Source organism: Romboutsia sp. BSD2780061687b_171204_C1 (assembly GCF_015560225.1).
GTDB lineage: Bacteria > Bacillota > Clostridia > Peptostreptococcales > Peptostreptococcaceae > Romboutsia_C > Romboutsia_C hominis.
In genome coordinates this window covers 551,685-576,064 of record NZ_JADMRK010000002.1, presented here as the reverse complement: position 1 = coordinate 576,064, position 24,380 = coordinate 551,685, and the positions used below count along the sequence as shown (strand labels likewise).

Genomic DNA, 24,380 nt, shown 5'->3' with positions numbered 1-24,380 from the left:
CAAGGACACTAGAAAAAGAGAGTTATTAAAAAGCTGATTTCTGTATTGTACAGGAGTTAGCTTTTTTTAATTCCACTGACAGCGATTATTATTATAATAATCCATATAATCATCTATTAAAATTCTAAGTTCTTCTATTGTGTTACAATTTTTGTAATCAATTTCATCTTTCATATGTCCAAAGAATGACTCCTGCGGAGCATTATCCCAACAGTTATCTCTTCGAGACATAGATTGGCCTAAGTTATTTTCTTTAAGTAGTCTTTGAAATATTGGACTTGTGTAATGAAACCCTTGATCGGAATGTACAAATGCATCTTTATGTAATCTAAATGGTTTTAATTTTATCAATTTATCTATAGTTTCAATTACAATGTCTATAGCTAAACTATTGGAAAGTTTATATGCTAGTATTTCGTTAGTTGAAGAGTCTTTTATGGTAGATAAATACGCCATTTTATTATTGCCGTACGGCATATATGTGATATCAGTTAACATTATTTTTCCAGGTATATTTTGTTTAAATGCTCTATTAAGCTTATTTGGAACAACCCTATGTGCCTTTGTCGCCTTAGCTATGCGTTTGTATGGATTAGCTTTACGTATTGGACAAATAATATTATATTTTCTCATTATCCTTTGGATTTTCTTTCTATTCATTATGATATTAAATTTATTCTTTAATACCATTTTTATAGATCTAGAACCTTTCTTATATCCGCGATAATTGAATGCTTTTAGAATAATTTCTTTTGATTTAAGATCGCTATATTCTTTCATATCTCTAGTTTTAAAGTTATTTAAAAATTTATAATAACCTGAAGTAGAGACATTAGCAATTTTGCATAAATATCTCGTCAACTTATTAAGATTAAAATCTTTAATTAAATTTTGTATTATTTTAAATATCTTAGATGGTGATAACTTATTATTTATCACCTGCCTTTCTTGTAGCTCGAGCTTTTTTATTAATTCAAGCTCCGCTTTGAGATACGCTATCTCAGCATCCTTCTTAGCAAGAACTTCTTCAATAGTTAACTCTCTATTAAGGGTTCTTCCTGAATTTAAAGATCTAGTATCATCTAAACCTAAAATCCCTTTATCTTTATACGCATTTCGCCATCTTAAACTAGCTGAATCTATTCGTTTAACACCAATCATCTCAATATCGAATCCTGCATCTTCAAAAATTTTTCTCGAATTTTTTCCATCTTTATATTCTGCAATAAACTGTAATTTAAATTCATTAGTATAAGTTATCCCTTTAGAAGTCATATTTTTTACGTATTTATTCTTAGATAACTCTAATATTTCATGTTCTTTAAATATTTTTTTAGTCATATTTTAATCACTCCTCAGTTAATATTTTACAAAAAAAGATCCTATATAGATAGACACGCTTTTTCTCGTGTCCACTATATAGGATCCATTTTAATATTTTGAACCTTCTTTTTTTATTATTATTTAGCATATTGAATAATTTGAACAAATAAAAATGGGCTCAAAAAAAGATATAAGTGGTCTTGGTTATAAAATTGGCAAAAAGATTATAGTTAGTAATAAAATAATAACATCAAGTTAGTAAAAAAAGTGTAATACATTTTACGACAAAAATATTTTAAAATAAAATTATTTATAAAACAAAAATAATAATTATGACATAAAAAGACATGAATGATACGGCGGAAAACATAAAAAAATGTATAAAAATAGAAAAATTAAAAATATAAAGAAAATAATGTGATAATATGCAGAAAAATGTAAAACGAAAATAGGTGAAAATTAAAAGAGATTATATTATTATCTATTTGTGTGAGAAATACAACTTTGTGAGAAATATGATAGACGGAATTTACATAAATAAAGAGATGTAATTATTTTATATAATTTTGGGGAGGAACGAACATGTTAAAGAAAAAGAATATAGCAATGGCAATGGCAGTTGCTACAGTTGCACAAGTTGCAGCACCGATAGTTGCGAGTGCAGATGAAGTTAAAAAAATAGAAATAGCTGCAGGTGAAATAGAGAGAATAGCAAAAGTAGAAGTAGAATTACAAAAAGCAGCACAAAAAAAATATACAAATAATAAGTGGATACAAAATAGCCAAGGACCATACTTTAAAGAATACGTTAAGTATGAAAAAAATGAAAATGGAACTTTTGAAGATGTTCCAGTTTACAAAATAGAAAAGCAAGAAACAGCAACTAAAACTATAATAAAAGTTACTGATAGAGGTCATAGAGTAGGATTCGAAGGTGAGTACAATGCTATAGTTGACTTTGATGAGAAAGGGAAAAATATAGAGTCTAAATTAGTTGCAGAAATAGTTATAAATAAAGCTGGTGTAAATGAATATAATGTAGAAGCTAGCCAATTATTTAAAACAAATGGTAAATTAAATGATCAAGGTTTAAGATTACATCAAAGAATATTAGAGGCTAAAAAATTAGGCGGAAAAGTTGATGTACAAACAATTGCAAATGAAGAACAAACAAAAACAGGTGTTAAAGTAACTGTTTCAGGTGCACCAAATGCATATAACATGGTAGTAAATGTATGGGGAAGGCCAGCAAATAATACTACAGATTCTATGGTATCAGCTTTAGCAGGTGTAGATAGATGTGAAACTGCAGTTCAAGTTAGCCAAGAAGGATGGAAAAAAGCTGAAAATGTAATATTAGTAGGATGGAATGGAACTCCTGATGGATTAACAGCGGCTCCTTTAGCAGCAGCTATGGATGCTCCAATATTAGTATCTAACAAAACTTCTTTAGGAAAAGATACTAAGTTAGAGATAGATAGATTAGGTGCTAAAAATGTATATATTGTTGGTGGGGAAAACACAGTACCACAATCAATAATAAATGAATTAAAAGCTATGGGAGTAAATGTAGAAAGAATATCAGGTTCAGATAGAATGAGAACTTCATTTGAAGTAGCTAAGAAGTTAGATTCAATAAGTGATATACAGAATGTTTACTTTGCAGGTGGATATAAAGGAGAGGGAGATGCATTATCTATAGCATCAGTTGCAGCTCAAAGCAAGGAGCCAGTAATTTTACTAGAAGAAAATAGAATAGCTGATGATGTTAAAATATGGTTAAAGGGTGAAGCGTTAAATTCTGCATATATAATAGGTGGAACTTATGCATTAAACGAAAATATACAAAATGATATGGCTGATATAATAGCTAAGCCAAGTGGAAACGGAGCTGCTCCAGAAAGAATTCAAGGAGCTAATGTTCAAGAAACTAACGCAAAGGTTATAGAAAGATTCCACCAAGATGCACAATCTATTTTCATAGCTCAAGATGCAAACTTAGTAGATGCATTAGCAGCTGGACCATTAGCAGGGAAGAAGAAAGCTGCTTTAGTGTTAGCTACAAATAATGTAACTAAAGCTCAAGAAAATTCTATAAAGAAAACTGCAGCATACAAAAATTATAAACCAGATCAAATAGGAGAAACATTATATCAAGTAGGTCACGGTGTTCAAAGACATGTTGTTAGATTTATAGAGTCAATATTTATAGGAAAATAATATAGCATTATAAAGCTTATTATATAAAATTGATAAATCTAAAAATTTTGTATAAATATTTAACTTTATACTAAAGATAAATGGCATATCTTACTTAAGTAAGATATGCCATTTTACATGTGCTAAGTATATGACTATGAAAGTTCGCTGAGGTCTTGGTAGTTAGAAATCTTAGCTAAGCACAAAGGGAAAATTTCCAATGCTAATTGTATTAAAATGAAATTTATCAACTAGTCAGTTTAATTTACTGAACAAAATTAAATCTAAAAATATATATAAAGTAGGAAGAAGGGTTGAAAATGTTGTTTTTAATGAAGTTGGTAAAGGGGATTCGGTTATATTTTTTATACCACATCAAGATGATGATATGCTTAGTTTTTCAACTATACTTAAAAGATATATAGACAAAGGGTGTGATGTTAAAGTTGTACTTATGGCTAATGGTTCAAAGTCTAAGGCAAGGCTTACTTTAAATGGGGAAGATAATAGGATATGTGGAACTCATGGATATCTTTATAATCAATAATGAATTTATAAAATAATAATATAAGTAAAAGCCAGGTATATACCTGGCTTTTATCTATACATTTCATACATAATGCTAATTCTTATATAAAAATCTTTTTTATCTTCATCACTAAATTTATCACTAGAAAAAACAACGCTAGCAACTTCCATTATCTTATCAAAGTCCTTAGCAGTAGGTGCTTTATCATCAAATTTAAGAAACTTACATTCGCTAAACATAAAAAATCCCCCTGAGTTTATTATTATAATTAAAATTGTTTAAAATGACATTAAGTAACCAAAAGAAGCAAAAATCCAAATAAATAGTATATATAGTGCAAAAGTTCGTAAATATACAGAATATATGTTTTGCACTAAGCTGAAAAATTAGCCACGCTTTGCGTAGCCTATTTTAATGAATCAAAATAAAGTGTAGACAGCTCTTTAAATAGCTTGTCCTTTTCATCTCTACTAATATCTTTATCTTTAAAGAATCCTTCAACAAAATCTAAAAATTGGTCTTTTATATCTATATTAATATCTCTGTCTTCATTTATACATAGTAAGTAATCTAAAGATACATTAAAGTACAGGGCGAAATCTCTAAGTGCTTCTGTTTCTGGCTTTCTCTTGTCGTTTTCATATTGAGATATTGCTGACTTTGTGAATGTATAACCATATATCTTATTAAAATCATCTACTAACTCTTGTTGTTTTAGACCTTTTTGAATCCTAAGTTCTTTAAATCTTTGTCCAAAAGTCATTTTAAATCCACCTCACCATACTTAAAGTATAGTATAAAGTTTCGTTAGTGTAAACTAAAAAACAAATATTAGCAAAAAATATTAAAAACATATTGAAAGTTAACGTAAATAGAACTACAATTTAATTAAAGATAACAAAAATAAAACTAATTAACAAATACAAAACTTAAAGGGGGATTTTATGTATAGTAAGTTAAGTATTAGAGTCCTTAGGTTTAATCCAATTAAGGATGTAGATAAGATTATTTTTAATCACTATCTTATGAGAAGGGTTAATGCTAATAATATTTATAAAAAACTTAAAACTGGGTATTTTACATTTACTATAAGTGGGGCAGTTAGTGAGCTTGGCTTTTCTAAGGGCAAGGTGCAAAGATTAATTAAAAGTTTTGAAGAGTTAGGTATTATTAGTAGGGTAGTTAAAGGTAATAAAACTAATAAATGTTCTATATATAAATATATAACTGACTCTAAGCATGATACTAAAATTGATACAAAAATAATAACTAAAAATGATAATGATGCAAATTTAAGTGAAATATTATATATTAGTGATTTTAAGGACTTAGGGGATAAAGATTTTAAAGATTATATAGACAGTGATACTAATAATGATAATAAATGTGTAACTAAAGAAGGCAACTTAGAAAAAGATAATATAAATAAAAAAATAAATAATATATGTATTGATGTAATTGCTTATTTTAATAAAACCTGTAAAAAGAATTTTAAACCAACCACCAATAAAACAAAAAGCCTTATTAAGGCAAGGGTAAATGAAGGATTTGAGTTAGAAGATTTTAAGAAAGTGATAGATATTAAGTCAAAACAATGGATGTATAGTGATATGCAAAAATATTTAAGACCTGAAACTTTATTTAGCAATAAGTTTGAAGGGTATTTGAATGAAGAAATTTTAAATTATTCAAAAGAAGAGTCTGATGGAGAATGGGAAATTGAATTTGATTATTAGGGGGAACTATGAAGAAGTTTGATGCTATTAATATAGAGCAAAGTATTATTGGGAGCTTGATAAGTGATAATACTTTAAATTTTAAGCTAGAGGAATTATATGAGGATTTATTTACTATAAATATCCATAAGTATATTTTAGATGTTATGAAAGTTTTGTATAAAAATAATATGGCTATTGATATTCAAAGTGTATATACAAAGCTTAAGGACAGAGGTATTAACATAGAGATAAGCTATTTAACTGATATGGTAGCTATTGGAGAAAATTATTCTATAGATAGTCATATTAGAATTTTAAAGGACAAGTATTTAAGAAGAGAGATTATTAAAAATTGTACTAATCTTTTTCAAGACCTAGGTGATGATGAAGATATGGATTTGGTTGTATATAATTTTGAGAAAAGAATGAGGGAAATTTTAAATAAAAATACTCAAAACTATAATGATAGTGTCAAGGATATTTGTGAAAACTTACTTCATTATTTAGAAAATGATGAAAATATGGGAATAAAGTTTGGTGTTGAATATTTGGACAATATTATAGGTGGACTTTTTAAAGGAGAGCTTACAACTATTGCTGCTAGAAGTGGTGTTGGAAAGACTGCCCTAGCTCTTCAGATTATGTTAAACTGTGTTTTTCAAAAGAAAAAGGTATTATTTATTAGTAGGGAAATGAGTAATGAGCAAGTTTTTATGAGAAATATTACAAAAAAGACTGGAATTAGCACCAAGAAAATGAAGAATAAGCAATTAGAAGAAGATGAGTGGAAATTGGTTATAGATACTTTTAAGGAGTACTCTAGTCAAAACTTAATGTATATAAATGATAAGATAAGCACTATTAGCGCTTTAAAAAGAAGAATAAGAGAGTTAGAGCCAGATTTAGTTATTATAGATTATGTTCAGCTTATGAATGTTGAATCTACTATGCAAAATAGAGAAAGAGAAGTGGCTAGTTTATCTAGGGAGCTTAAAAATATCACCTTAGATTTTAATATACCTGTTATCCAGCTTAGTCAATTAAATGATGAGATGAAGGATTTTAGACCTTGGGGAGAGAGACCAATGAGAGATAGTAAGGCCATATTTCACGATAGCAACAATGTAGTATATATTCATGAGCCTGTTAATTCTGATTTTGAGGATGCTATAAAAGCTATAGGTGCAAATAGGGATAAGGTTATAAATTCTAGAAAAAATGGAATAAAGCTAGTTGATTTAATAGTTGCAAAGTGTAGAGATGGGGAAACTGGATATAGGCATTATTGCTACAATGGAAAAAGACTTCATTTTCAGTCTATTAACTATTAATGTTTATTATAGGAAAAGTAAAAAGGAGCTAGCCTCTATTTAGAGACAGCCCCTATATTTTTAGAGAGTTCACTAATACTATCTGTTAGTTTAGTTAGCTTTCCTTCTATTCTAACTAATAAATACATAGAAAGAGCAATAGGAAAGCCAACATTAGCAATCAGATTTTGCAAGTTTTCTTCCAACTAATTATACAACTAAGTCGTATTCAGTAGTATCAGTTTGAACTACCTTAGAATCTACTAAAGCAGCTAATTCCTCTCCATTTACAACAAATACACCTTTTGATAAAACCAAAGTCATAGCAGACTTTATCTCAGATTCAGTTAGATTTTCTCTAGGATCATCTACTGATAAAGAAAAATTTTTTCCATTTGAAGTTTTAAAAGTCATTACAAGTTTCTTTTTTATTTCCATAATATATCCCCCTAATTTTAATAATTAAATTTTTTAAATAACATATAAAATAAGTAATTTTATTCTGATAAGGTATTAGTGTCTATTTTAGATACACTTAAAAGAGTGTTAGATTGAAGTGATGAAATTGCTACTGCAACATCATATACATCTTGGTCTAGTGCATCTGGTGATATATTAGCATAAGTTTTACTTTTAACTATGCTTTTTCCAGTTTCATCATCCTTTCCACAATCATATCTTAATTTAAGTCCTGATGGGTTTTTAGTTACTACTACTGCCATAATAATCCTCCTTATATTCTTAGCAATTAGCTAAGTTATTTTAGCAAGTTACCTTGCTTATACTTATATAATAGGTGAGAAAAGTTATATGTAGTTATAATGTGTGTTTACAACTTATGTAAGGGATATATGTTTCTCAAATACTTTTGTGGAAAGAGGTATTTAGTGACACTACTATATAAATAGAAGGAAAAAGTAAGGAAAATAATAAAAAACAGGAGGAAAGTATGATAAGAGAAGACTTAGAGGCTTTATATGAGTTAGTTGGTGAAGAAGTATATTTAGAAATATGCAAACTATATGGAGGTAACAGTTTATATGTTCCAACTTATAGTAGTGCTATAAGGGATAAAAGGAATGAAGAAATTATTAAAAGATTTAATGGAGTTAATGCATCTATATTAGCTAGGGAATATAAAATGAGCGTAAATCATATAAGAAGAATAGTTAAATGCGGTTAAGATTTAGAAAAATATTTGTGAATAATGTTTGAAATGATAAAGTTAGAAATTGAATCTTTTGTTCAAAAATGTAGTGATTTCAAATAAAAAGGGGAAAGGTGTCGAAAAAAGGGGATAGCTTTAGCTATGTAATGGCAGTATATAGAGAAATTAAAATGTAAAAAAATGGATTTGAATGTTAGAAAATGTCGAAAAAAGGGGACTCCGCAAATTTGAAAGATTGGCTAAAACCATTGAAATAAATATTTTCCTGGACTATGATTAATCTTGTGAGAGATACAAAGACCTGAGAGATGTTAAAATAACATAAATCGGAGGGAAATATTATGAAAAAAAGAAATATGGCTATAACAATAGCTGCAGTTAGTGCGGCAACTTCAGTAGCTCCAGCATTAGCTTTTGCTGATACTTTAGATAATCAAGTAATAGCTTCTACTGATGCTAATGCAGTTAATCAATTAAAAGGGGAAATACAAGGATTTTTAAACACTAAGTATACTAGTGATGCTGATTTATTAAAGGATGTGACATATTCAGGATTAACTAAAGCTGTAGCGGGACAATGTGTTTATACTATAAATGTAAAATGCGATGACACTAAAAATAACATAAATGGTCTACAAAATATGGATCAATTAGATGTTGCTTTAGCTAAATTAAATGATACAACAAATAAATTCTTAAATATAGAAGTAATAGATAATGGACATAACACAGTTAATGGACAAATAGTTAACTGGAAAGAAGGAAAATATACTCAAGAAGAGGTACAAGCTTTATTAAATACACCATTAGATAAAGAAGCTGCACAAAAAGCTCTAGCAACTGCACAACAAAATGCAACAAATGCAGCAAATGCAGTAACAGAGGCACAAGCTAAAAAAGCTGCAGCAGATAAGGCAGTAACAGAGGCAGCAGGTTCAGTTACAGAAGAACAAAAGAAAGCAGCAGCAGATGCAGCAACTGAATTAACAGCTGCACAAGCAGCAAAAACAGCAGCAGATAAGGCAGTAACAGATGCACAAGCTGCAGTAGATAAAGCTCAAAGTAATACAGGTATAGATGATGTAACAAAAGTAGATGATAATACTGTATCATTAACATTAAAAAATAATAAAACTCCATTAGTTATAAAAACAGGAGATACTGTACTTAACTTACAAGCTCCTATATATTCTCAAGATAAGTCAGGAAGTTACTTAGATAAAGATGGACAAGTAATAGCTGGTGTAACAACTAATGAACAAGCTGCTACTAATGACAATACAGTAGTAACAGGATTTGAAGTTGCTAGAGAAAACTTACAAACAGCTCAAAATGGACAACCAAGTGATTTTGAAGCTAATAGAAACTATGGTGTTGATTATAAAGCAGTTGCAACTACTAACTATAAAGCACAAGACTTATATGATTCTTCAATAGGTAGATTTACAGATGCAGGAAATCAATTATATAAATTTATACAAGACTACAATGCAATAAAAACTCCAGCAGGAAATGCTACTATAGGTGATGTTACAAACGGTACATTAACTATAACATTCCCAGTAGACAAAACTAAAGAGATGACTGGTGCTGCTAGTGTAGCTACAAATGAAGCTGATGGTGCATTTGCTAAAACAGTTATATCAGGAAGTAATAATGATTTAAATGCATTAAAACAAGCATTAACTAGCAATGCTCCAATAAAAACATTAGCTGGTGCTGATAGATATGATACAGCTGTACAAGTAAGTAAAGCTGCATTTACAGCTAATAACTCAGCACAAAATGTTGTTTTAGTTTCAGGAACTGCTTTAGCTGATGGATTAACAGCTACTCCATTTGCTGCAAGTAAGACTGCTCCAATATTATTAACTGGAAAAGATAAAGTTAATGATAAAACTATGGCAGAAATAGAAAGAGTAATGCAAAATGGAGGAACAGTTTATGTAATAGGTGGAGAAAACACTATATCTAAATCTGTTGAAACTCAATTAAAAGCTAAAGATTACAAGACAGAAAGAATAAAAGGTGACGATAGATACGAAACATCTTTAGCAATAGCTAAAGCTATGGAACCAACATTAAATGGAGATATATATGTTGCTGGTGGATATGCAGAGCCAGATGCTATGAGTATAGCACCAATCGCTGCTAGAAGAGGGGCTACTAATCCAATATTATTAGCTAATGATAAAACTGGATTAAGTACAGATCAAATAAATTATATATCAGGAAATAAGGCTGCTCAATCATATATAATAGGTGGTGCTGATAGAGCTCCAGAATCTATAAAAACTCAATTAAAAGATGCTGGTATGACTAATGCTACAGAAAGATTATCAGGTGCTGATAGACAAGGTACTAATGCTGCAGTTATAAAAGAATTTTCTACAGCTGATAATATGAAAAACTTATATGTTGCTAAATCAGATAACCAAGGATTAGTTGATGCTTTATCTGCAGGTGTATTAGCTGGTCAAACTAATTCTCCAGTAGTATTAGCAACTAATGCTGTAAATGCTGAGCAACAATCAGTAATAAAAGCTAAAAAACCAACTATAACAAATAAGACTCAAATAGGTGAAGGTATAGCTGCTCAAGTTTGGTCAACTATAAATAACTTATTCACAAAATAGTATTTGTTTAATATAATTTCATCAATCTTCCTAAAAGAGTATAGACGAAAGTCTATACTCTTTTTAAAGTTGCTTATAGTTAACTTATTTAAGTATAAAACTAGTATAATAGCCATAGCAGCTATTATCGTAATATTTCATGTAGTTACAAGCACATTTAGATGATGGAAAACTTCTTTGAAATAATGAAACAAGAAATGTATTAAAAATTATAGAATTGAATAAGAATTAAAGATTGCATAAAGTAAAAATACTGGAATGAAAATTCATTCCAGTATAAAGTTCAATTTTGTGTATTAGTACAATAACTAAATAGAGATCTTTTTATTATCAAAATCATCCAACTGCCCATAAGCACAACAAAGCAACAAATAAAGCTCCTTTTTCCTATCATCATCCACATTATCATCAACAAAAACCCTACTAGCTAAATTTATCATCTTATCATAGCTATTAGAGTACGACCCTTCAACATCTTTGTCCATAAAAATATCATTAAAAAACATAATAATCCCCCTGTTATAAAACTATATAAAATAAATTAAAATCTCAAATAGAAATTCCTATCTATAAATAATTGTATCACAATATGGAAACAAATGGTAAAAAAATTAAAACAAATGTTTGGTAAAAACAATCACTCATTCCTAGTAAATGATATATATATACATTAAAAAAACAATCTATTGATATATATAGCATTTATAGTTTGTGCTGAAATAAATATTTAAAAGATTAGACATAAAAACTTTAAATAAAACAAAAAGGCAAAAGTAAAAAATAGTGAAAAACATGGAAAATTATGTTGAAATGATTTTAGTATCTAATAATTACTAGAGTAGATGTTAATATGATTTGAGAAAATCAAAAATTTCAAATAAATTGTAATTAATTATGGATATAACAATAATAGTTATATCCTTTTTATTTGCTTATACAGATACTTATATAAATTAAGGTTGGAATTTAAATATATTCTAAGCTATTCAATAAGGCAACGTAAATTAAGGTACAGGAAAAATTATAGGAGGTTAAGAATATAGGATAATTATGAGGGATGAAAAATTAGATATATATAGGGGTTTAATTATGATGTATATCATTGGATTTATACATACATTATATTGGTTTCCGAATTTTGGAACTAAAATTAAATCCTTATTTCTTTTTGAGATGGCAGTTGTATTTTTTATAACTGGAGCAAGTTATTCATTAAGTAATAAAAAATCATATGGTAAATATATTATCTCAAGGATACCTAGAATATTAATACCATATTTTATATTTATAATACTATTTAATATTTTTATGCATGGAATTGTTGGATTTAATTTAATAAATGCTAATATAATGACTATACATTTTGGTTTTGCAATAATAATATTATTAGCACATTTTTGTAAGAATATTAAAAGTGAAAATATAAAAAGTGTAAATTTATTTTTAATTATAGTTTTGACTACAGTGATATTAAGTAATGGGCAAGGTTTTATAAAAATATTTAACTTAGGTGTACAAATGTTACCTAGACTATAAATTTAACAACAGAGAGATATTTAGGTCTTGGAAAAAGAAAGAGATAAATACTTTAAAAAGTAGTGCAAGTGATCATAGAAAGATACTTAAAGATTATAATGAAGAAATAATAAATCAAATGATTATGGTAGTTCAAAGTTGTACAATAGTTTGATATGCGCTTTATTCTGCGAGTAATATAGATAATCCTAATATGATATTTACAACTGTATTTGTAATATATGGTATTTTTAGACACAATTATATTATTAATACCAGTGATGAAGGAAAACCAACAGATGTGGTATTAAGTGATACTAGTTTAAAAATAGATGTTTTGTTATGGGTAGTAACATGAATTATTATATTATTATTCTAGTATATAATTTTCATGATAAATAATATAAGGGGAAATAAATTTAATGGAATTAAAGTTATTGATAGAAGAGTTTATAATAAATTATGGACTCATAAGTATTTTTATAATAGTAGCCCTTGAATATGCAAATGCTCCCTTACCTAGTGAGATAGTATTACCGTTTGTAGGAATACTAGCATTTAAATTTGATATGAATATATTTTTAGTTATACTAGTATCAATAATCGGTGGAGTATTTGGATCAGTATTAAATTATTATTTAGGATACAAATTAGGGCAACCACTATTATCATTTATAAAAAATAAATATCCAAAAACTAAAAAATCTATAAAAGCATCGTATAGATGGTTAGCAAAATATGAAAAAATATCTGTTATGTTATCAAGATTAGTTCCATTAGCTAGAACTTTTATATCTATAGTAGCAGGTGTTACTAGAATGAATGTATTGCAGTTTACATTGTATTCTGCAATTGGAATATCTGTATGGAATATAGTTCTTATATTAGTTGGCTATTTTATAGGAGATAATATGGATTTAATTGTTAATATAATGAATAAGTACTCTCTAGTAGTAGGAATAATAGGTATTTTAGTAATAGGATTTTATTGGATAACATTAAAAAATAGAAAAGAAAAAGATAGTGATAAATATATAAATCAAGAAGTATAATCATATCCTTTTACTTGCATATTATATTTGTTTTTATATTTTGTATGGTAAATAATATTAAAGTAATAGCAGAAGGTGTTTAAAATAAAGAGTAAGTAGATATTTTAAAGAATATAGATAATGATAATGTATTTAGATAATGATATTTTTATGCTCAGCCTCAGAGTAAAGGAAATATAAAATTAATAATATGTATAAAAAATATAATAGATAGTAGTAAAAGGGTGGTTTGTAAAAGCCATCCTTTTTTAGATAAACAATGTAAAAAAAATAGAACGAGCACAAAGGCAAGAAAAATACTAAAACATACAAAAAAATACAAATAATATCAAAAAAGTGTTGAAATTTTGTAGAAAAGCATATATAAATATATAAATAAAATAATTTTAAAATTAAATTAAATTAAATAAAAATATTTGAATGATAAAATAATTTTGAATTGAGATTAATAAAATGTTATTTAACTAAAAATTTAAAATAGGAAATAGTATTAAATTTAAAAATGCAAGGAACTTAATTATAAAGTAGTATTTGAAACTTAGAGGGGAGAACTGAATGTGATAAAAAATAAGTTTTATAAAATCTTAATAGTAAATATATTACTTGTAATAGTTGCATTAAATTGCAGTATTTTATATGCCAATGAAAAAGATATAACCATAAAGTTAGGGGTATATAATTATGAACCATATTTTTATATTAAAGATGGAGAAGTTAAAGGGTATTATAAAGATATTTTAGATAAGATTATTCATGATGTTAATAAAAATAATACTAGTAATAAAAAGATAAAGGTTGAATATGTAAAAGGAAAGGTATCTTCATTAATCAAAGATTTAGAAGCAGGTAAAATAGACATTATGATGGACCTTCAGTATACAAAGGAAAGAAAAGATAAGTTTATTTATTCTAAAAATTATATTGGAGTAGAGAGAATATCAATTTACACTTATAAAGATTCTGAACCTGAAGATATAAAATATCTAGACAAAAAAAAGGTTGCTTTTATAAAAGAAGAATATGGATCACAATGGTTATTAGATTGTTTACAATCATATAATATAAATCCTATACCTATATGGGTAAATGATTATAAAGAAGCATTACAAAAGTTAGATGACAAATCTGTAGTGGCAACAATTTCCCCATCAGACGAAAATAAACTTGATAGATACAACGAAATTCAGCAGTTTTTATCAGGTCCTGTATATATAGCAGCATCAAAGGATAATAGATGGATTATAGATAAAATTGATAACACTATAGACAATTATACTAAAGAAGAGAAAGAGGAATTAGAAAAGATATATTTTAAATACTTTCACAATAAAATTGCAAAGAAAGAAGTTTTATTATATATAATATCCTCAATATTTATATTATTTATATTAATAAAATATATAATACCAGCTAAAAAGAAAAATAATCTAAGAAAAAAAATAAAAGATGACTTAATAAAAGATAGATATACAGTTTATTATCAACCAATAGTTAATCCTAAAAATGATAAAATTGTAGGATTTGAAGCTTTAATTAGATATATAAATCCTGAAGGCAAAATAGTACCACCACATTTATTTATAAATGATATTGAAAATATTAATATGACTGAGGAGTTATCAATATGGGTGTTTAAAACCATATTAAGAGATTATGAGTGGTTTAAATTAAACACAAATCTAAAGGATGAAAAGTTCTATATTTCTATGAACATATCTTTTAATGAGATAAAAAGCAAAAAATTCTTACAAACAGTCAATTCTATAATTGAAATGGATGAGAGTTTTGAGAGTAAAAAGATTGTATTTGAAGTTGTTGAAAATATAGAATCAGAGAATTTAAAAGAAATAAAAAAAGGTATGGAGTTTTTACAAACTAAAAATATAAAAATAGCTTCAGATGATTTTGGCATTAAATATTCAAATCTAGATATATTATCCAAATTTAATTTTGACATGGTAAAAATAGATAAATATTTTATAGATGAGATTAAAAATAACGAATTTAATCATGAGGTTATAATGTTTTTAAGTAAGATATGCAAGCAATATAACAAAAGTATAGTATTAGAAGGTGTTGAAGATAAAGAACAAGTAGACATTATAAAAAACATAGACTACGATAATATATTTATACAAGGATATTTTTATGCAAAGCCTCAGAGAAAAGAGGATATAGATTTGATTAAAATAAGGAAATAACAAAAAGTTAATAAAACAACAATATAAAGCGAAAAGGAGCAGACATTGTCTGCTCCTTTTCAGTGTGAGAAATACTTGAAAAAAGAGATGTTTTAAATTTTTCAAGTATTTACATTATATACCACCTAAACATATATGTCTATATAAAAACTAAAATATATAATATAAAAATTATTAAAAAATAAAATGAGGTATGTAATTAATAGTTTTTACTTATATTAAGTAATTTTGGGATATATGGTATAATAAGGTTATAAATTAAAAAAACTAGTGATAAAAATGTATGTAACTAGACGAATTCTATTGAATATTAGGGGAGGCAGTAAAAATATATGTCAATTTTAGATAGATTAGTCAGTAAAGCTGATGAAAATGAAATAAAATCATTAAATAAAATTATAGATCAAATCGATAGCCTTGAAGAAAGTATGGTAGGCTTAAGTGATGAACAATTAAAGGGAAAAACTAAAGAATTCAAGGAAAGGTTAAAATTAGGCGAAACATTAGATGATATATTAGTAGAAGCTTTTGCAGTATGTCGCGAGGCATCAAAGAGAGTTTTAGGTATGCGTCAATATAGAGTTCAGCTAATAGGTGGTATAGTTCTTCACCAGGGTAAAATAGCTGAGATGAGAACAGGAGAAGGTAAGACATTAGTTGCAGTAGCACCAGTATATTTAAATGCTCTAGAAGGCAAAGGGGTACATGTAATTACTGTAAATGATTATCTTGCTAAGCGTGATAAAGAAATCATGCAACCTGTGTATGAGTTTTTAGGTATGAGTGTAGGGGTTATACTTGCAAACCAAGATCCATCTGAAAGAAAAGCACAGTATAATTGTGATATAACATATGGTACTAACAATGAGTATGGATTTGATTATCTAAGAGATAATATGGTAACTAATAATGAAGAAAAAGTACAAAGAGAATTAAACTTTACTATTATAGATGAGGTGGATTCTATACTTATAGATGAAGCTAGAACACCACTTATAATATCTGGTACTGGAGATGAAAGTAATAAGCTATACGAATTAGCAAATGCTTTTGTTAAGACCTTAATAGAAGAAGATTATGAGATAGAAGAAAAAGATAACACTATATCACTTAGTGATAGTGGTATGACTAAGGCTGAGAAATTCTTTGGTATAGAAAACTTAACTAACATAGAAAATATAGAAATATATCATCATATTAACCAAGCATTAAGAGCTCATAAGTTAATGGATAAAGATGTTGATTATGTAGTTAGAGATAATGAAATAATGATAGTTGATGAGTTTACTGGAAGAATAATGGATGGAAGAAGATATTCAGAAGGACTTCACCAAGCTATAGAAGCTAAAGAAGGTGTTGAGATAAAAAGAGAATCAAAAACACTAGCAACAGTAACATTCCAAAACTTCTTTAGAATGTATAAAAAACTTTCGGGTATGACTGGTACTGCAAAAACAGAAGAAGGTGAGTTTGAATCAACATACAATATGAATGTTGTTACAATACCTACAAACAAACCAATTCTTAGAGCTGACTTAAATGACTTAGTATTCAAAACAGAAGAAGACAAATACAATGCAGTAGTTAATGAAATAGAAAGAATACATAAAACTGGACAACCTGTATTAGTTGGTACTGTTTCTATAGATAAATCAGAATATTTATCTTCTTTACTTAAGAAAAAAGGTATAAAGCATGAAGTATTAAATGCTAAAAACCATGAAAAAGAAGCTGAGATAGTTAAAAATGCAGGTAAATTAAATGCAGTTACAATAGCTACTAACATGGCAGGTCGTGGTACAGATATATCTTTAGGGGCAGAAGATAAAGAAGAAGAAGTTAAAGTTAAAGAACTTGGAGGTCTTTATGTAATAGGTACAGAAAGACATGAAACAAGAAGAATAGATAATCAGCTAAGAGGACGTTCTGGTCGTCAAGGAGACCCAGGTACTTCAAGATTCTTTGTTAGTTTAGAAGATGAAGTTATAAAACTATACGGTGGAAGAAGTATAGAAAAAATAGCTAAAAAAATTACTCCAAATAAAGATGGCTCATTAGAAGGAAAGAGCTTATCTAAAGCAGTAGAAAGAGCTCAAAGAGGAATAGAAGGTAAAAACTTTGAAATAAGAAAAAACGTAATAAAATACGATGATGTTATAAATGAGCAAAGAAAAGTAATATATTCTGAAAGAAACAAAGTCCTAGATAAAGATGATTTAAGCGAATCAATACAAAATATGGTAAAAGATATAATAGAAGAAACTGCACAAAGATATTTAAGACATCAAAAGGATTACTATGGATTCTTAAATAGTCTAAATGCTAGTTTTATGCCAAAAGAATCTTTAATAATACCTGGTATGGACAAAATGACAGTTGAAGAAACAATTGATTACACTTATGATTTATCTAAGAGAGTGTATGACCTAAAGAAAATAATGATAGGGCCAGATAAGCTTAAAGAATTAGAAAGAAAAGTATTATTAGAAGTAGTGGATACTAACTGGATAGATCACATAGATACAATGGATCAGTTAAGACAAGTTATAGGGCTTTCGGCTATTGGTCAAAAAGACCCAGTTAAAGAATACACTATTCAAGGTTATGAAATGTTTGAAGATTTAAATAGAACAATAAGAATTGAAACTGTAAAATATTTATATAAATTTAACTAATTTGCTAATTCCCCTAAGATATAATTTTTTATATATTAGGGGAATTTTATTTTTATATTATAAAAGTAAAGAGGTCATAGACTAAGTCTATGACCTCTTTTATGTGAGAAATACGGAAAAAAGAGATGTTAGAAATTTCTTTCTTCCTAAGACAATTATACTATAACTTATTTTAAAAGTCGAGTGAATAAGTAAATATTTATGTTAATTAATTACAAAAATGTAACAAAATATCATTAAATAAATTACTTAAATAAATTGAGAAAATAAATTAATTTATTAATTATCCTACTTTTATTAATATAAAAATATAATTATAAAATTTATAAATATACGATAAATTAGAAAAAAAATTGAACAAATTTGAAAGTTTGATAAGTTAGTAAAAGTGTGTAAAAAATTGTAAATTTCAACGTTGTTGTGATATAATGTTACATATTGAGTAAAATTTGGAGAATTTTTGCTTTACAAAATTTGGAGAGAATATTAATTAAGTAAATTTGGAGGAATATTAATGAAGAAGAGAAGAAAGATGTTGTCAACAGGAATAATGGCAACTATGTTAGCTATGCCAACAATGGCTTTCGCTAACGAAACTAATGTTAACAGTTCAGATATAAATATAAACTTAGAAAAAAGAAGTGTTATATATGGAGACACTTCAAAAATAAGCATATCTTTTAAAGAAGACTTAAAAGCAAATAGCATAACTTTAAATTATTTATGTTATGACCAAACTTTAAGTACAACATTAAATTACAATCCACAAACTAAATCTTATGAAGGAACTATAAATTTCAATATAGACCCAGAATATTTAAATGTTTGGCAAATTGAAAATATAGTAGTAAATAGTGATGAAAATGCACAAACTTTAGATAAGTCTAAATTAAAAGAAATGGGATTAAACTTAGACGATTACAAAATAACTCAAGAATATATAGTATCAGATTTACCTAGCATGGCAAACTATATACAAAGAACTTCATCACCTGTTAAAAAGCTTGTAGGAAGCGATAATTTTGAAACAGCAGTTAAGATAAGTCAAGAAGGATGGAAAAATGGAAGCAACAAGTTAGTTGTAATAAATGGAGATAAAGTAGCTGATGGTATAACTGCAACACCACTTGCTGCAGTACACAATGCACCAATATTAACAGTTGGTCAAAATTATATACCAGATGTTATAAAAAATGAAATAAAGCGTTTAAATCCAAGTGAAATAATAATAGTAGGTGGAACAAATACTATAACAACATCAGTACAAAATCAATTAGCAGGAATAAACAATGCTAGAGTTAGTCGTATTGGTGGAGTAGATAGACATGATACATCTTTAAAAATAGCACAAGCTATGGATAATCAATATGATGTTCAAACAGTCTATTTAGCAGAAGGATTTAAAGGAGATATAGATGCTGTATCTATAGCAACAAAAGCAGGTCAAGATAAGCAACCAGTAATATTAACAGAAAAATACAAAGTTCCAACTGCTACTTATAACTGGTTAAAAAATGAAGGATTAAAAAATGCTTATTTTATAGGTGGACCAGAAACATTAGATACTAAGGTTATAGACCAAATAGCAGATATAACTAATGTAGCTAGTGGACAAAGTGTATATAAAAATAGAGTATATGGTGCAGATAGAAATGAAACTAACGCAAAAGTTATATCAAAATTCTATCCACAAGCAAATTTAAATGCTATGTTAGTAGCAAGATCTGATAAGCTTACAGATGCATTAGTAGCAGGACCACTTGGAGTAAAATTAGGTTCACCAGTACTTATAACTCCACAAACATATTTATCAAAATACCATGAAGCAAACCTAGATGCTAAAAATGCAGATATGGTTTATCAAATAGGTGATGGAATGAGACAAAGCGTTATAGATGATATAGCTTATAGATTATCACCTCATAATGCTGGTAGTAAAACTGTAGTTGTTGACCCAGGTCACGGTGGATCTGACCCAGGAACTAGTAATTTAGAAAAAGATTATACGTTAGATACATCATTATCAACAACAGAATACCTAAGATCAAAAAATGTTAATGTAGTTCTAACAAGAGATACTGATAAATATATAACTCTAGCAGAGAGATCTAGCATATCAAATGCAATGGGTGCAGATTTATTTGTAAGTGTTCATTTTAACTCTTTTAATGGACAAGCAAGTGGTTCAGAAGTTTACTATAAATATAAAGACAGAAATGGTGGAACTAGTAAAACACTAGCTACTAATATATTAAATAGTATACTAAGCAAGTTTGACTTTAAAAACAGAGGAGTAAAAACTAGAACAACTGATAGTGGTCAAGATTACTATTCTGTAATAAGAAGAACTGATGCACCAGCTGTAATAGTTGAAAGTGCATTCTTAGATAACTCTAGTGATTTATCTAAATTAAATACATTAGAAAAAAGAAAGACTTTAGGTGTTCAAATAGGTAAAGGAATAGAACAAACTTTAAAGTAAAAATTTAGTCGAAAAATTTAAGAAAATAAGCAAAAGTATTGAAATATCAAGAATAATTTGAACTAATAAGCATTTATTTTATTGATTAACTACAAAATATTGAGTATAATATAAAAATGAGTCGAATTATATTTTATGCAAAATAACAATATATGGAGGCATAATATATGGATGATTATACTAGTGAGGGAAATGAAATGAATGTAACTACTTATAATAGTGAAAAAGAGCAATTATTCAACGATATCGATTACAGCTTAGTTAAAGGTTCAGTATTATTTAGCGTATATCAAAGAAGTTTAGATATAGTACTATCTTTAATTGGATTACTAGTAGGTGTGCCTATAATGATCATATTTGGTATCCTTATAAAGTTAGAAGATAAAGGGCCAATGACTTATAAGCAAGAAAGAATGGGCAAAGGTGGTAAGAGATTTTATATATATAAATTAAGATCAATGAGAACTGATGCCGAAAAATTTGGTGCTAAGTGGGCGGAAAAAGACGACCCAAGAATCACTAAAGTTGGACGTTTCATCAGAAAAACTAGAATTGATGAAATACCTCAACTATTTAACATACTTAAAGGTGATATGAGTATAATAGGTCCAAGACCTGAAAGGCCATCTTTTACTATTGAGTTTAATGAATACATTCCTGGATTTATAAATAGATTGGCGATAAAACCTGGTCTTACAGGATGGGCTCAAGTAAATGGTGGTTATGATATTACTCCAGAAGAAAAGTTGGTAGAAGATTTATACTATATAAGAAATAGAAGCATACTACTAGATATGAAAATACTTCTTAAAACTGTTAAGGTCGTACTAACAGGTGATGGAGCTAGATAATTTAAAACTTAGATTATTAACCTAAAAAGCTCTTTTTTTAAAGAGCTTTTTTTAAATTATAAAAAAGATAGGAGGTTAACATGATAAAGAAAAAAATTCTAACTTTACTGGTAGGCTTTGTATTTGCTACTACATATATAAATGTATATGCAGACTCTAATTATAAAAAGACGCTTATAAATGGAGATAACAAGCAAATATCTACGGAGCTTAATAAAAGTTATTTTAAAAAAGCTGATGAAGCAATAATTATAAATGAAAACGCAGGAGTAGATGCTATAAGTGCAACTCCATTAGCATACTTAAAAGATGCGCCTATTATAGCTGTAGATGGAAAAAAAATTAGTAATGATATACTTAATTATATTAAAGAATTAGAAGTTAAAGACGTAACTATAATCGGAGGCGTTAAAAATGTTTCAAAATCTGCTGAAAAACAATTACATGATATGGGAATAAATATTAATAGAATTCATGGAGAAAACAGATATGAAACCTCTCAAAGTATAGCTGAAGAAATGGGAAAAGAAAAAGATATATCAAATGTTGTAGTTATAAGCAATACTGCAGGTCTTGAAAATGCCATAGCAATATCTAATTTTGCTTGTAAAAAGAATGCTCCAATAATTTGGGCAGATGATAACTCTTTTAGAGATACTTCAGATTTTGTTGAAGAGCAAGAATATGATAATGTTTATGCAGTTGGAAATTCAGCTAGATTTACTTATGCAAGTAAAAATGAAATGAACAATGTTAAAATAATAAAAGAAATGAGTAGATATGAAACCAACATAGATACTATAAAAGAAAATAATAAAAATTTAGATACGATTTATACAGTTAATATTGATTATGGAAATCGTGCAGATATAAGTAAATATGTATCATTACCAGTAGTGGCGGCAAAGGAAGATATACCTATATTAGTTTGTAACGATAACTTTACATACCCTCAAGAAGAATTTATTAAAAAAAATGTAGATAAAGTAATAGAGGTTGGAGAAGTGGTAGAACCTTATAGCATTATCGATACATTAAAAAATAAATCGTTTATAAGAGTTTATATAATAATTTTAGCTATGATAGCAATTCTTATAAGAGGAGTTAAAGCCTAGTATATATACAAGTAAGGAGATTTAAAAATGTCAAAAACAGCTAAGGCAACTTTATGGATTATGATAGGTACTATGCTTTCTAAAATATTAGGATTTTTTAGAGAGATTGTACTAGCTAATTTCTATGGTACGAGTGCACATACTGACGTATTTTTAGTAACACTAAATATACCAGGTCTTATAATAGCGGTAATAGGATCGGCTATTGCAACTATGTATATACCAGTATATATTTCAACCAAAGAAAAACAAGGTGAAGAAGAAGCTCTAAAGTTTACCAATAATATGTTAAATATTTGTTGCGTAATCGCAATTATAATAGCCGTATTAGGATTATTATTTACAAAAGAGTTTATAGATGTACTTGCAGGTGGATTTACTGGTGCAAAATTTGATACAGCAGTCAAATTTACTAGAATAATGATGCCAGGCGTTATTTTCTTAAGTGCTAGTAAATTACTTAGCTCATATTTACAAGCTAATGATAAGTTTACAGTACCAGCGTTAATAGGTATACCTTATAATCTTATAATTATATTAGCAATAGTAGTAAGTACATTTACTGATTTTAAATTCTTAGCAATAGGTGCACTATTAGCAATGGCAAGTCAAATGATATTCCAAATACCTTTTGCATTTAAAAGTTCATATAGGTATAAACCATATTTCAATTTAAAAGAAGAAAATATAAAAGAACTATCTGCATTAGTATTACCTATGCTTATAGGAGTTGCAATAGGTCAATTAAACATAGCAGTAGATAGAGCATTAGCTACTACATTAGGAGACGGACCATTATCTGCTTTAAACTTTGCATCAAGACTAAATGACTTTGTAATGGCATTATTTGTTGCCTCAATTATAACTGTTATATACCCAAAACTTTCTAGATTATCTAATGGAAATAATAAAGAAGGTTTTGTAAGCACTATTGTAAAAACTTCAAATTGTATAACATTAATTGTACTTCCAATATCAGTTGGAGCAATAGTACTTGCAGAACCAATAGTAAGAATACTTTTCCAAAGAGGAGCATTTGATGCAACATCAACACATATGACTTCTATTGCACTAAAGTTATATTCACTAGGATTAATAGCAGTAGCAATTAGAGATGTACTTATAAGAGCATTTTATTCTTTAGCGGATACGAAAACACCAATGATAAATGGTAGTATAGCTTTACTAATAAATATAGTACTTAACTTTATACTTATAAAGTTCTTAGGTTATGCAGGATTAGCACTATCAACAAGTATTGCATCCATAGTAACAGTACTACTTTTATTTAGGTCTCTAAAGAAAAAGCAAGGATATTTTGGAGGAGATAAGATAGCTAAAACAGGTATAAAGAGCTTAATAGCTTCTATAATTATGGGTGGAATAACTTTAGTCTCATATAATTGCCTATATGCATTTATAGGAACTAGTAAAATAGAAGAAATAATAGCAGTTGCCTTATCTGTTTTAATAGGAGCAATAGTTTATGCAGCATTAATAGTACTATTTAAAGTAGATGAAGTTAAATTAGTATTTGATATAATAAAGAAGACTATAAAAAGATAAAAAGGTAGTCATAAATAACATATAGGAAGATGGACATAAA

The 24,380-nt window shown here is 27.6% G+C and carries 23 protein-coding genes; 16 read left to right on the top strand and 7 right to left on the bottom strand.

Going from position 1 to position 24,380, the window contains the following annotated elements; translation table 11 throughout:
* Positions 1 to 66 precede the first annotated feature (66 nt).
* On the bottom strand, positions 67 to 1,341 hold the full coding sequence (locus I2H23_RS07715; RefSeq protein ID WP_195581423.1) for an IS3 family transposase: 1,275 nt from the start codon (positions 1,339 to 1,341) through the stop codon (positions 67 to 69).
* Positions 1,342 to 1,905: 564 nt separating this feature from the next.
* Between I2H23_RS07715 and I2H23_RS07710 the strand changes: the two genes are divergently transcribed.
* Together I2H23_RS07710 and I2H23_RS15475 are read left to right on the top strand one after the other, a co-directional pair.
* Entirely contained in the window at positions 1,906 to 3,543 is a 1,638-nt protein-coding gene (locus I2H23_RS07710; RefSeq protein ID WP_195581422.1) for a cell wall-binding repeat-containing protein, read from the top strand.
* Between the two features lie 247 nt (positions 3,544 to 3,790).
* On the top strand, positions 3,791 to 4,069 hold the full coding sequence (locus I2H23_RS15475; RefSeq protein WP_279310917.1) for a PIG-L family deacetylase: 279 nt from the start codon (positions 3,791 to 3,793) through the stop codon (positions 4,067 to 4,069).
* Between the two features lie 50 nt (positions 4,070 to 4,119).
* Here the strand turns inward: I2H23_RS15475 and I2H23_RS07700 are convergent, their stop codons facing one another.
* A complete protein-coding gene (locus I2H23_RS07700; protein ID WP_195581420.1) occupies positions 4,120 to 4,290 on the bottom strand; it encodes a hypothetical protein in 171 nt (56 codons plus the stop codon).
* Between the two features lie 167 nt (positions 4,291 to 4,457).
* Positions 4,458 to 4,814: a helix-turn-helix domain-containing protein gene (locus tag I2H23_RS07695; RefSeq protein ID WP_092923892.1), complete on the bottom strand. Its 357-nt coding sequence runs from the start codon at positions 4,812 to 4,814 to the stop codon at positions 4,458 to 4,460.
* Between the two features lie 181 nt (positions 4,815 to 4,995).
* On the opposite strand from I2H23_RS07695, the gene I2H23_RS07690 reads away from it, so the two are divergent.
* On the top strand, positions 4,996 to 5,787 hold the full coding sequence (locus tag I2H23_RS07690; RefSeq protein WP_243248248.1) for a conserved phage C-terminal domain-containing protein: 792 nt from the start codon (positions 4,996 to 4,998) through the stop codon (positions 5,785 to 5,787).
* An 8-nt stretch (positions 5,788 to 5,795) separates the two neighbouring features.
* Positions 5,796 to 7,100, top strand: coding sequence for a replicative DNA helicase (locus tag I2H23_RS07685; protein ID WP_195581419.1), 1,305 nt, complete (start codon positions 5,796 to 5,798; stop codon positions 7,098 to 7,100).
* 35 nt (positions 7,101 to 7,135) lie between these two features.
* Here I2H23_RS07685 and I2H23_RS07680 read toward each other — a convergent pair whose 3' ends face one another.
* The 3 genes from I2H23_RS07680 to I2H23_RS07670 are packed head-to-tail and all read right to left on the bottom strand — an operon-like array spanning position 7,136 to position 7,801.
* Complete coding sequence (locus tag I2H23_RS07680) at positions 7,136 to 7,273, bottom strand: YvrJ family protein (RefSeq protein ID WP_330615399.1); 138 nt, start codon at positions 7,271 to 7,273, stop codon at positions 7,136 to 7,138.
* Positions 7,274 to 7,289: 16 nt separating this feature from the next.
* Positions 7,290 to 7,517, bottom strand: a complete 228-nt coding sequence (locus tag I2H23_RS07675) for a DUF2922 domain-containing protein (protein WP_195581418.1) — start codon at positions 7,515 to 7,517, stop codon at positions 7,290 to 7,292.
* 59 nt (positions 7,518 to 7,576) lie between these two features.
* Entirely contained in the window at positions 7,577 to 7,801 is a 225-nt protein-coding gene (locus I2H23_RS07670) for a DUF1659 domain-containing protein (protein WP_195581417.1), read from the bottom strand.
* 182 nt (positions 7,802 to 7,983) lie between these two features.
* Here I2H23_RS07670 and I2H23_RS07665 point away from each other — a divergent pair, with 182 nt between their 5' ends.
* Together I2H23_RS07665 and I2H23_RS07660 are read left to right on the top strand one after the other, a co-directional pair.
* On the top strand, positions 7,984 to 8,262 hold the full coding sequence (locus I2H23_RS07665; RefSeq protein WP_330383783.1) for a Mor transcription activator family protein: 279 nt from the start codon (positions 7,984 to 7,986) through the stop codon (positions 8,260 to 8,262).
* Positions 8,263 to 8,588: 326 nt separating this feature from the next.
* Positions 8,589 to 10,883: a cell wall-binding repeat-containing protein gene (locus tag I2H23_RS07660; RefSeq protein WP_195581416.1), complete on the top strand. Its 2,295-nt coding sequence runs from the start codon at positions 8,589 to 8,591 to the stop codon at positions 10,881 to 10,883.
* Positions 10,884 to 11,191: 308 nt separating this feature from the next.
* Here the strand turns inward: I2H23_RS07660 and I2H23_RS07655 are convergent, their stop codons facing one another.
* Positions 11,192 to 11,389 (bottom strand): hypothetical protein, encoded by a 198-nt coding sequence (locus tag I2H23_RS07655; RefSeq protein WP_195581415.1) that lies wholly within the window; start codon positions 11,387 to 11,389, stop codon positions 11,192 to 11,194.
* Positions 11,390 to 11,933: 544 nt separating this feature from the next.
* On the opposite strand from I2H23_RS07655, the gene I2H23_RS07650 reads away from it, so the two are divergent.
* From I2H23_RS07650 to murJ, 10 genes are all read left to right on the top strand, one after another.
* Complete coding sequence (locus I2H23_RS07650; RefSeq protein ID WP_271933001.1) at positions 11,934 to 12,419, top strand: acyltransferase family protein; 486 nt, start codon at positions 11,934 to 11,936, stop codon at positions 12,417 to 12,419.
* Positions 12,394 to 12,573 carry a hypothetical protein gene (locus I2H23_RS07645; RefSeq protein WP_166505950.1) on the top strand — a complete coding sequence of 60 codons (180 nt, stop codon included), beginning with the start codon at positions 12,394 to 12,396 and terminating at the stop codon, positions 12,571 to 12,573. Before I2H23_RS07650 ends, I2H23_RS07645 begins: the two co-directional genes overlap by 26 nt.
* Before the next feature lie 39 nt (positions 12,574 to 12,612).
* Complete coding sequence (locus I2H23_RS07640) at positions 12,613 to 12,756, top strand: hypothetical protein (protein ID WP_195581413.1); 144 nt, start codon at positions 12,613 to 12,615, stop codon at positions 12,754 to 12,756.
* A gap of 64 nt (positions 12,757 to 12,820) precedes the next feature.
* Complete coding sequence (locus tag I2H23_RS07635) at positions 12,821 to 13,450, top strand: DedA family protein (RefSeq protein WP_195237160.1); 630 nt, start codon at positions 12,821 to 12,823, stop codon at positions 13,448 to 13,450.
* Positions 13,451 to 14,007: 557 nt separating this feature from the next.
* A complete protein-coding gene (locus I2H23_RS07630) occupies positions 14,008 to 15,651 on the top strand; it encodes an EAL domain-containing protein (protein WP_166505947.1) in 1,644 nt (547 codons plus the stop codon).
* Between the two features lie 332 nt (positions 15,652 to 15,983).
* Positions 15,984 to 18,326 carry a preprotein translocase subunit SecA gene (secA, locus tag I2H23_RS07625; protein WP_166505946.1) on the top strand — a complete coding sequence of 781 codons (2,343 nt, stop codon included), beginning with the start codon at positions 15,984 to 15,986 and terminating at the stop codon, positions 18,324 to 18,326.
* 514 nt (positions 18,327 to 18,840) lie between these two features.
* Positions 18,841 to 20,808, top strand: coding sequence for an N-acetylmuramoyl-L-alanine amidase (locus I2H23_RS07620; protein WP_195581412.1), 1,968 nt, complete (start codon positions 18,841 to 18,843; stop codon positions 20,806 to 20,808).
* 197 nt (positions 20,809 to 21,005) lie between these two features.
* Positions 21,006 to 21,659, top strand: coding sequence for a sugar transferase (locus I2H23_RS07615; protein ID WP_408638361.1), 654 nt, complete (start codon positions 21,006 to 21,008; stop codon positions 21,657 to 21,659).
* Positions 21,660 to 21,739: 80 nt separating this feature from the next.
* A complete protein-coding gene (locus I2H23_RS07610) occupies positions 21,740 to 22,774 on the top strand; it encodes a cell wall-binding repeat-containing protein (RefSeq protein WP_195581411.1) in 1,035 nt (344 codons plus the stop codon).
* Between the two features lie 27 nt (positions 22,775 to 22,801).
* Complete coding sequence (murJ, locus tag I2H23_RS07605) at positions 22,802 to 24,340, top strand: murein biosynthesis integral membrane protein MurJ (protein ID WP_195581410.1); 1,539 nt, start codon at positions 22,802 to 22,804, stop codon at positions 24,338 to 24,340.
* The last annotated feature ends 40 nt before the right edge of the window (positions 24,341 to 24,380 follow it).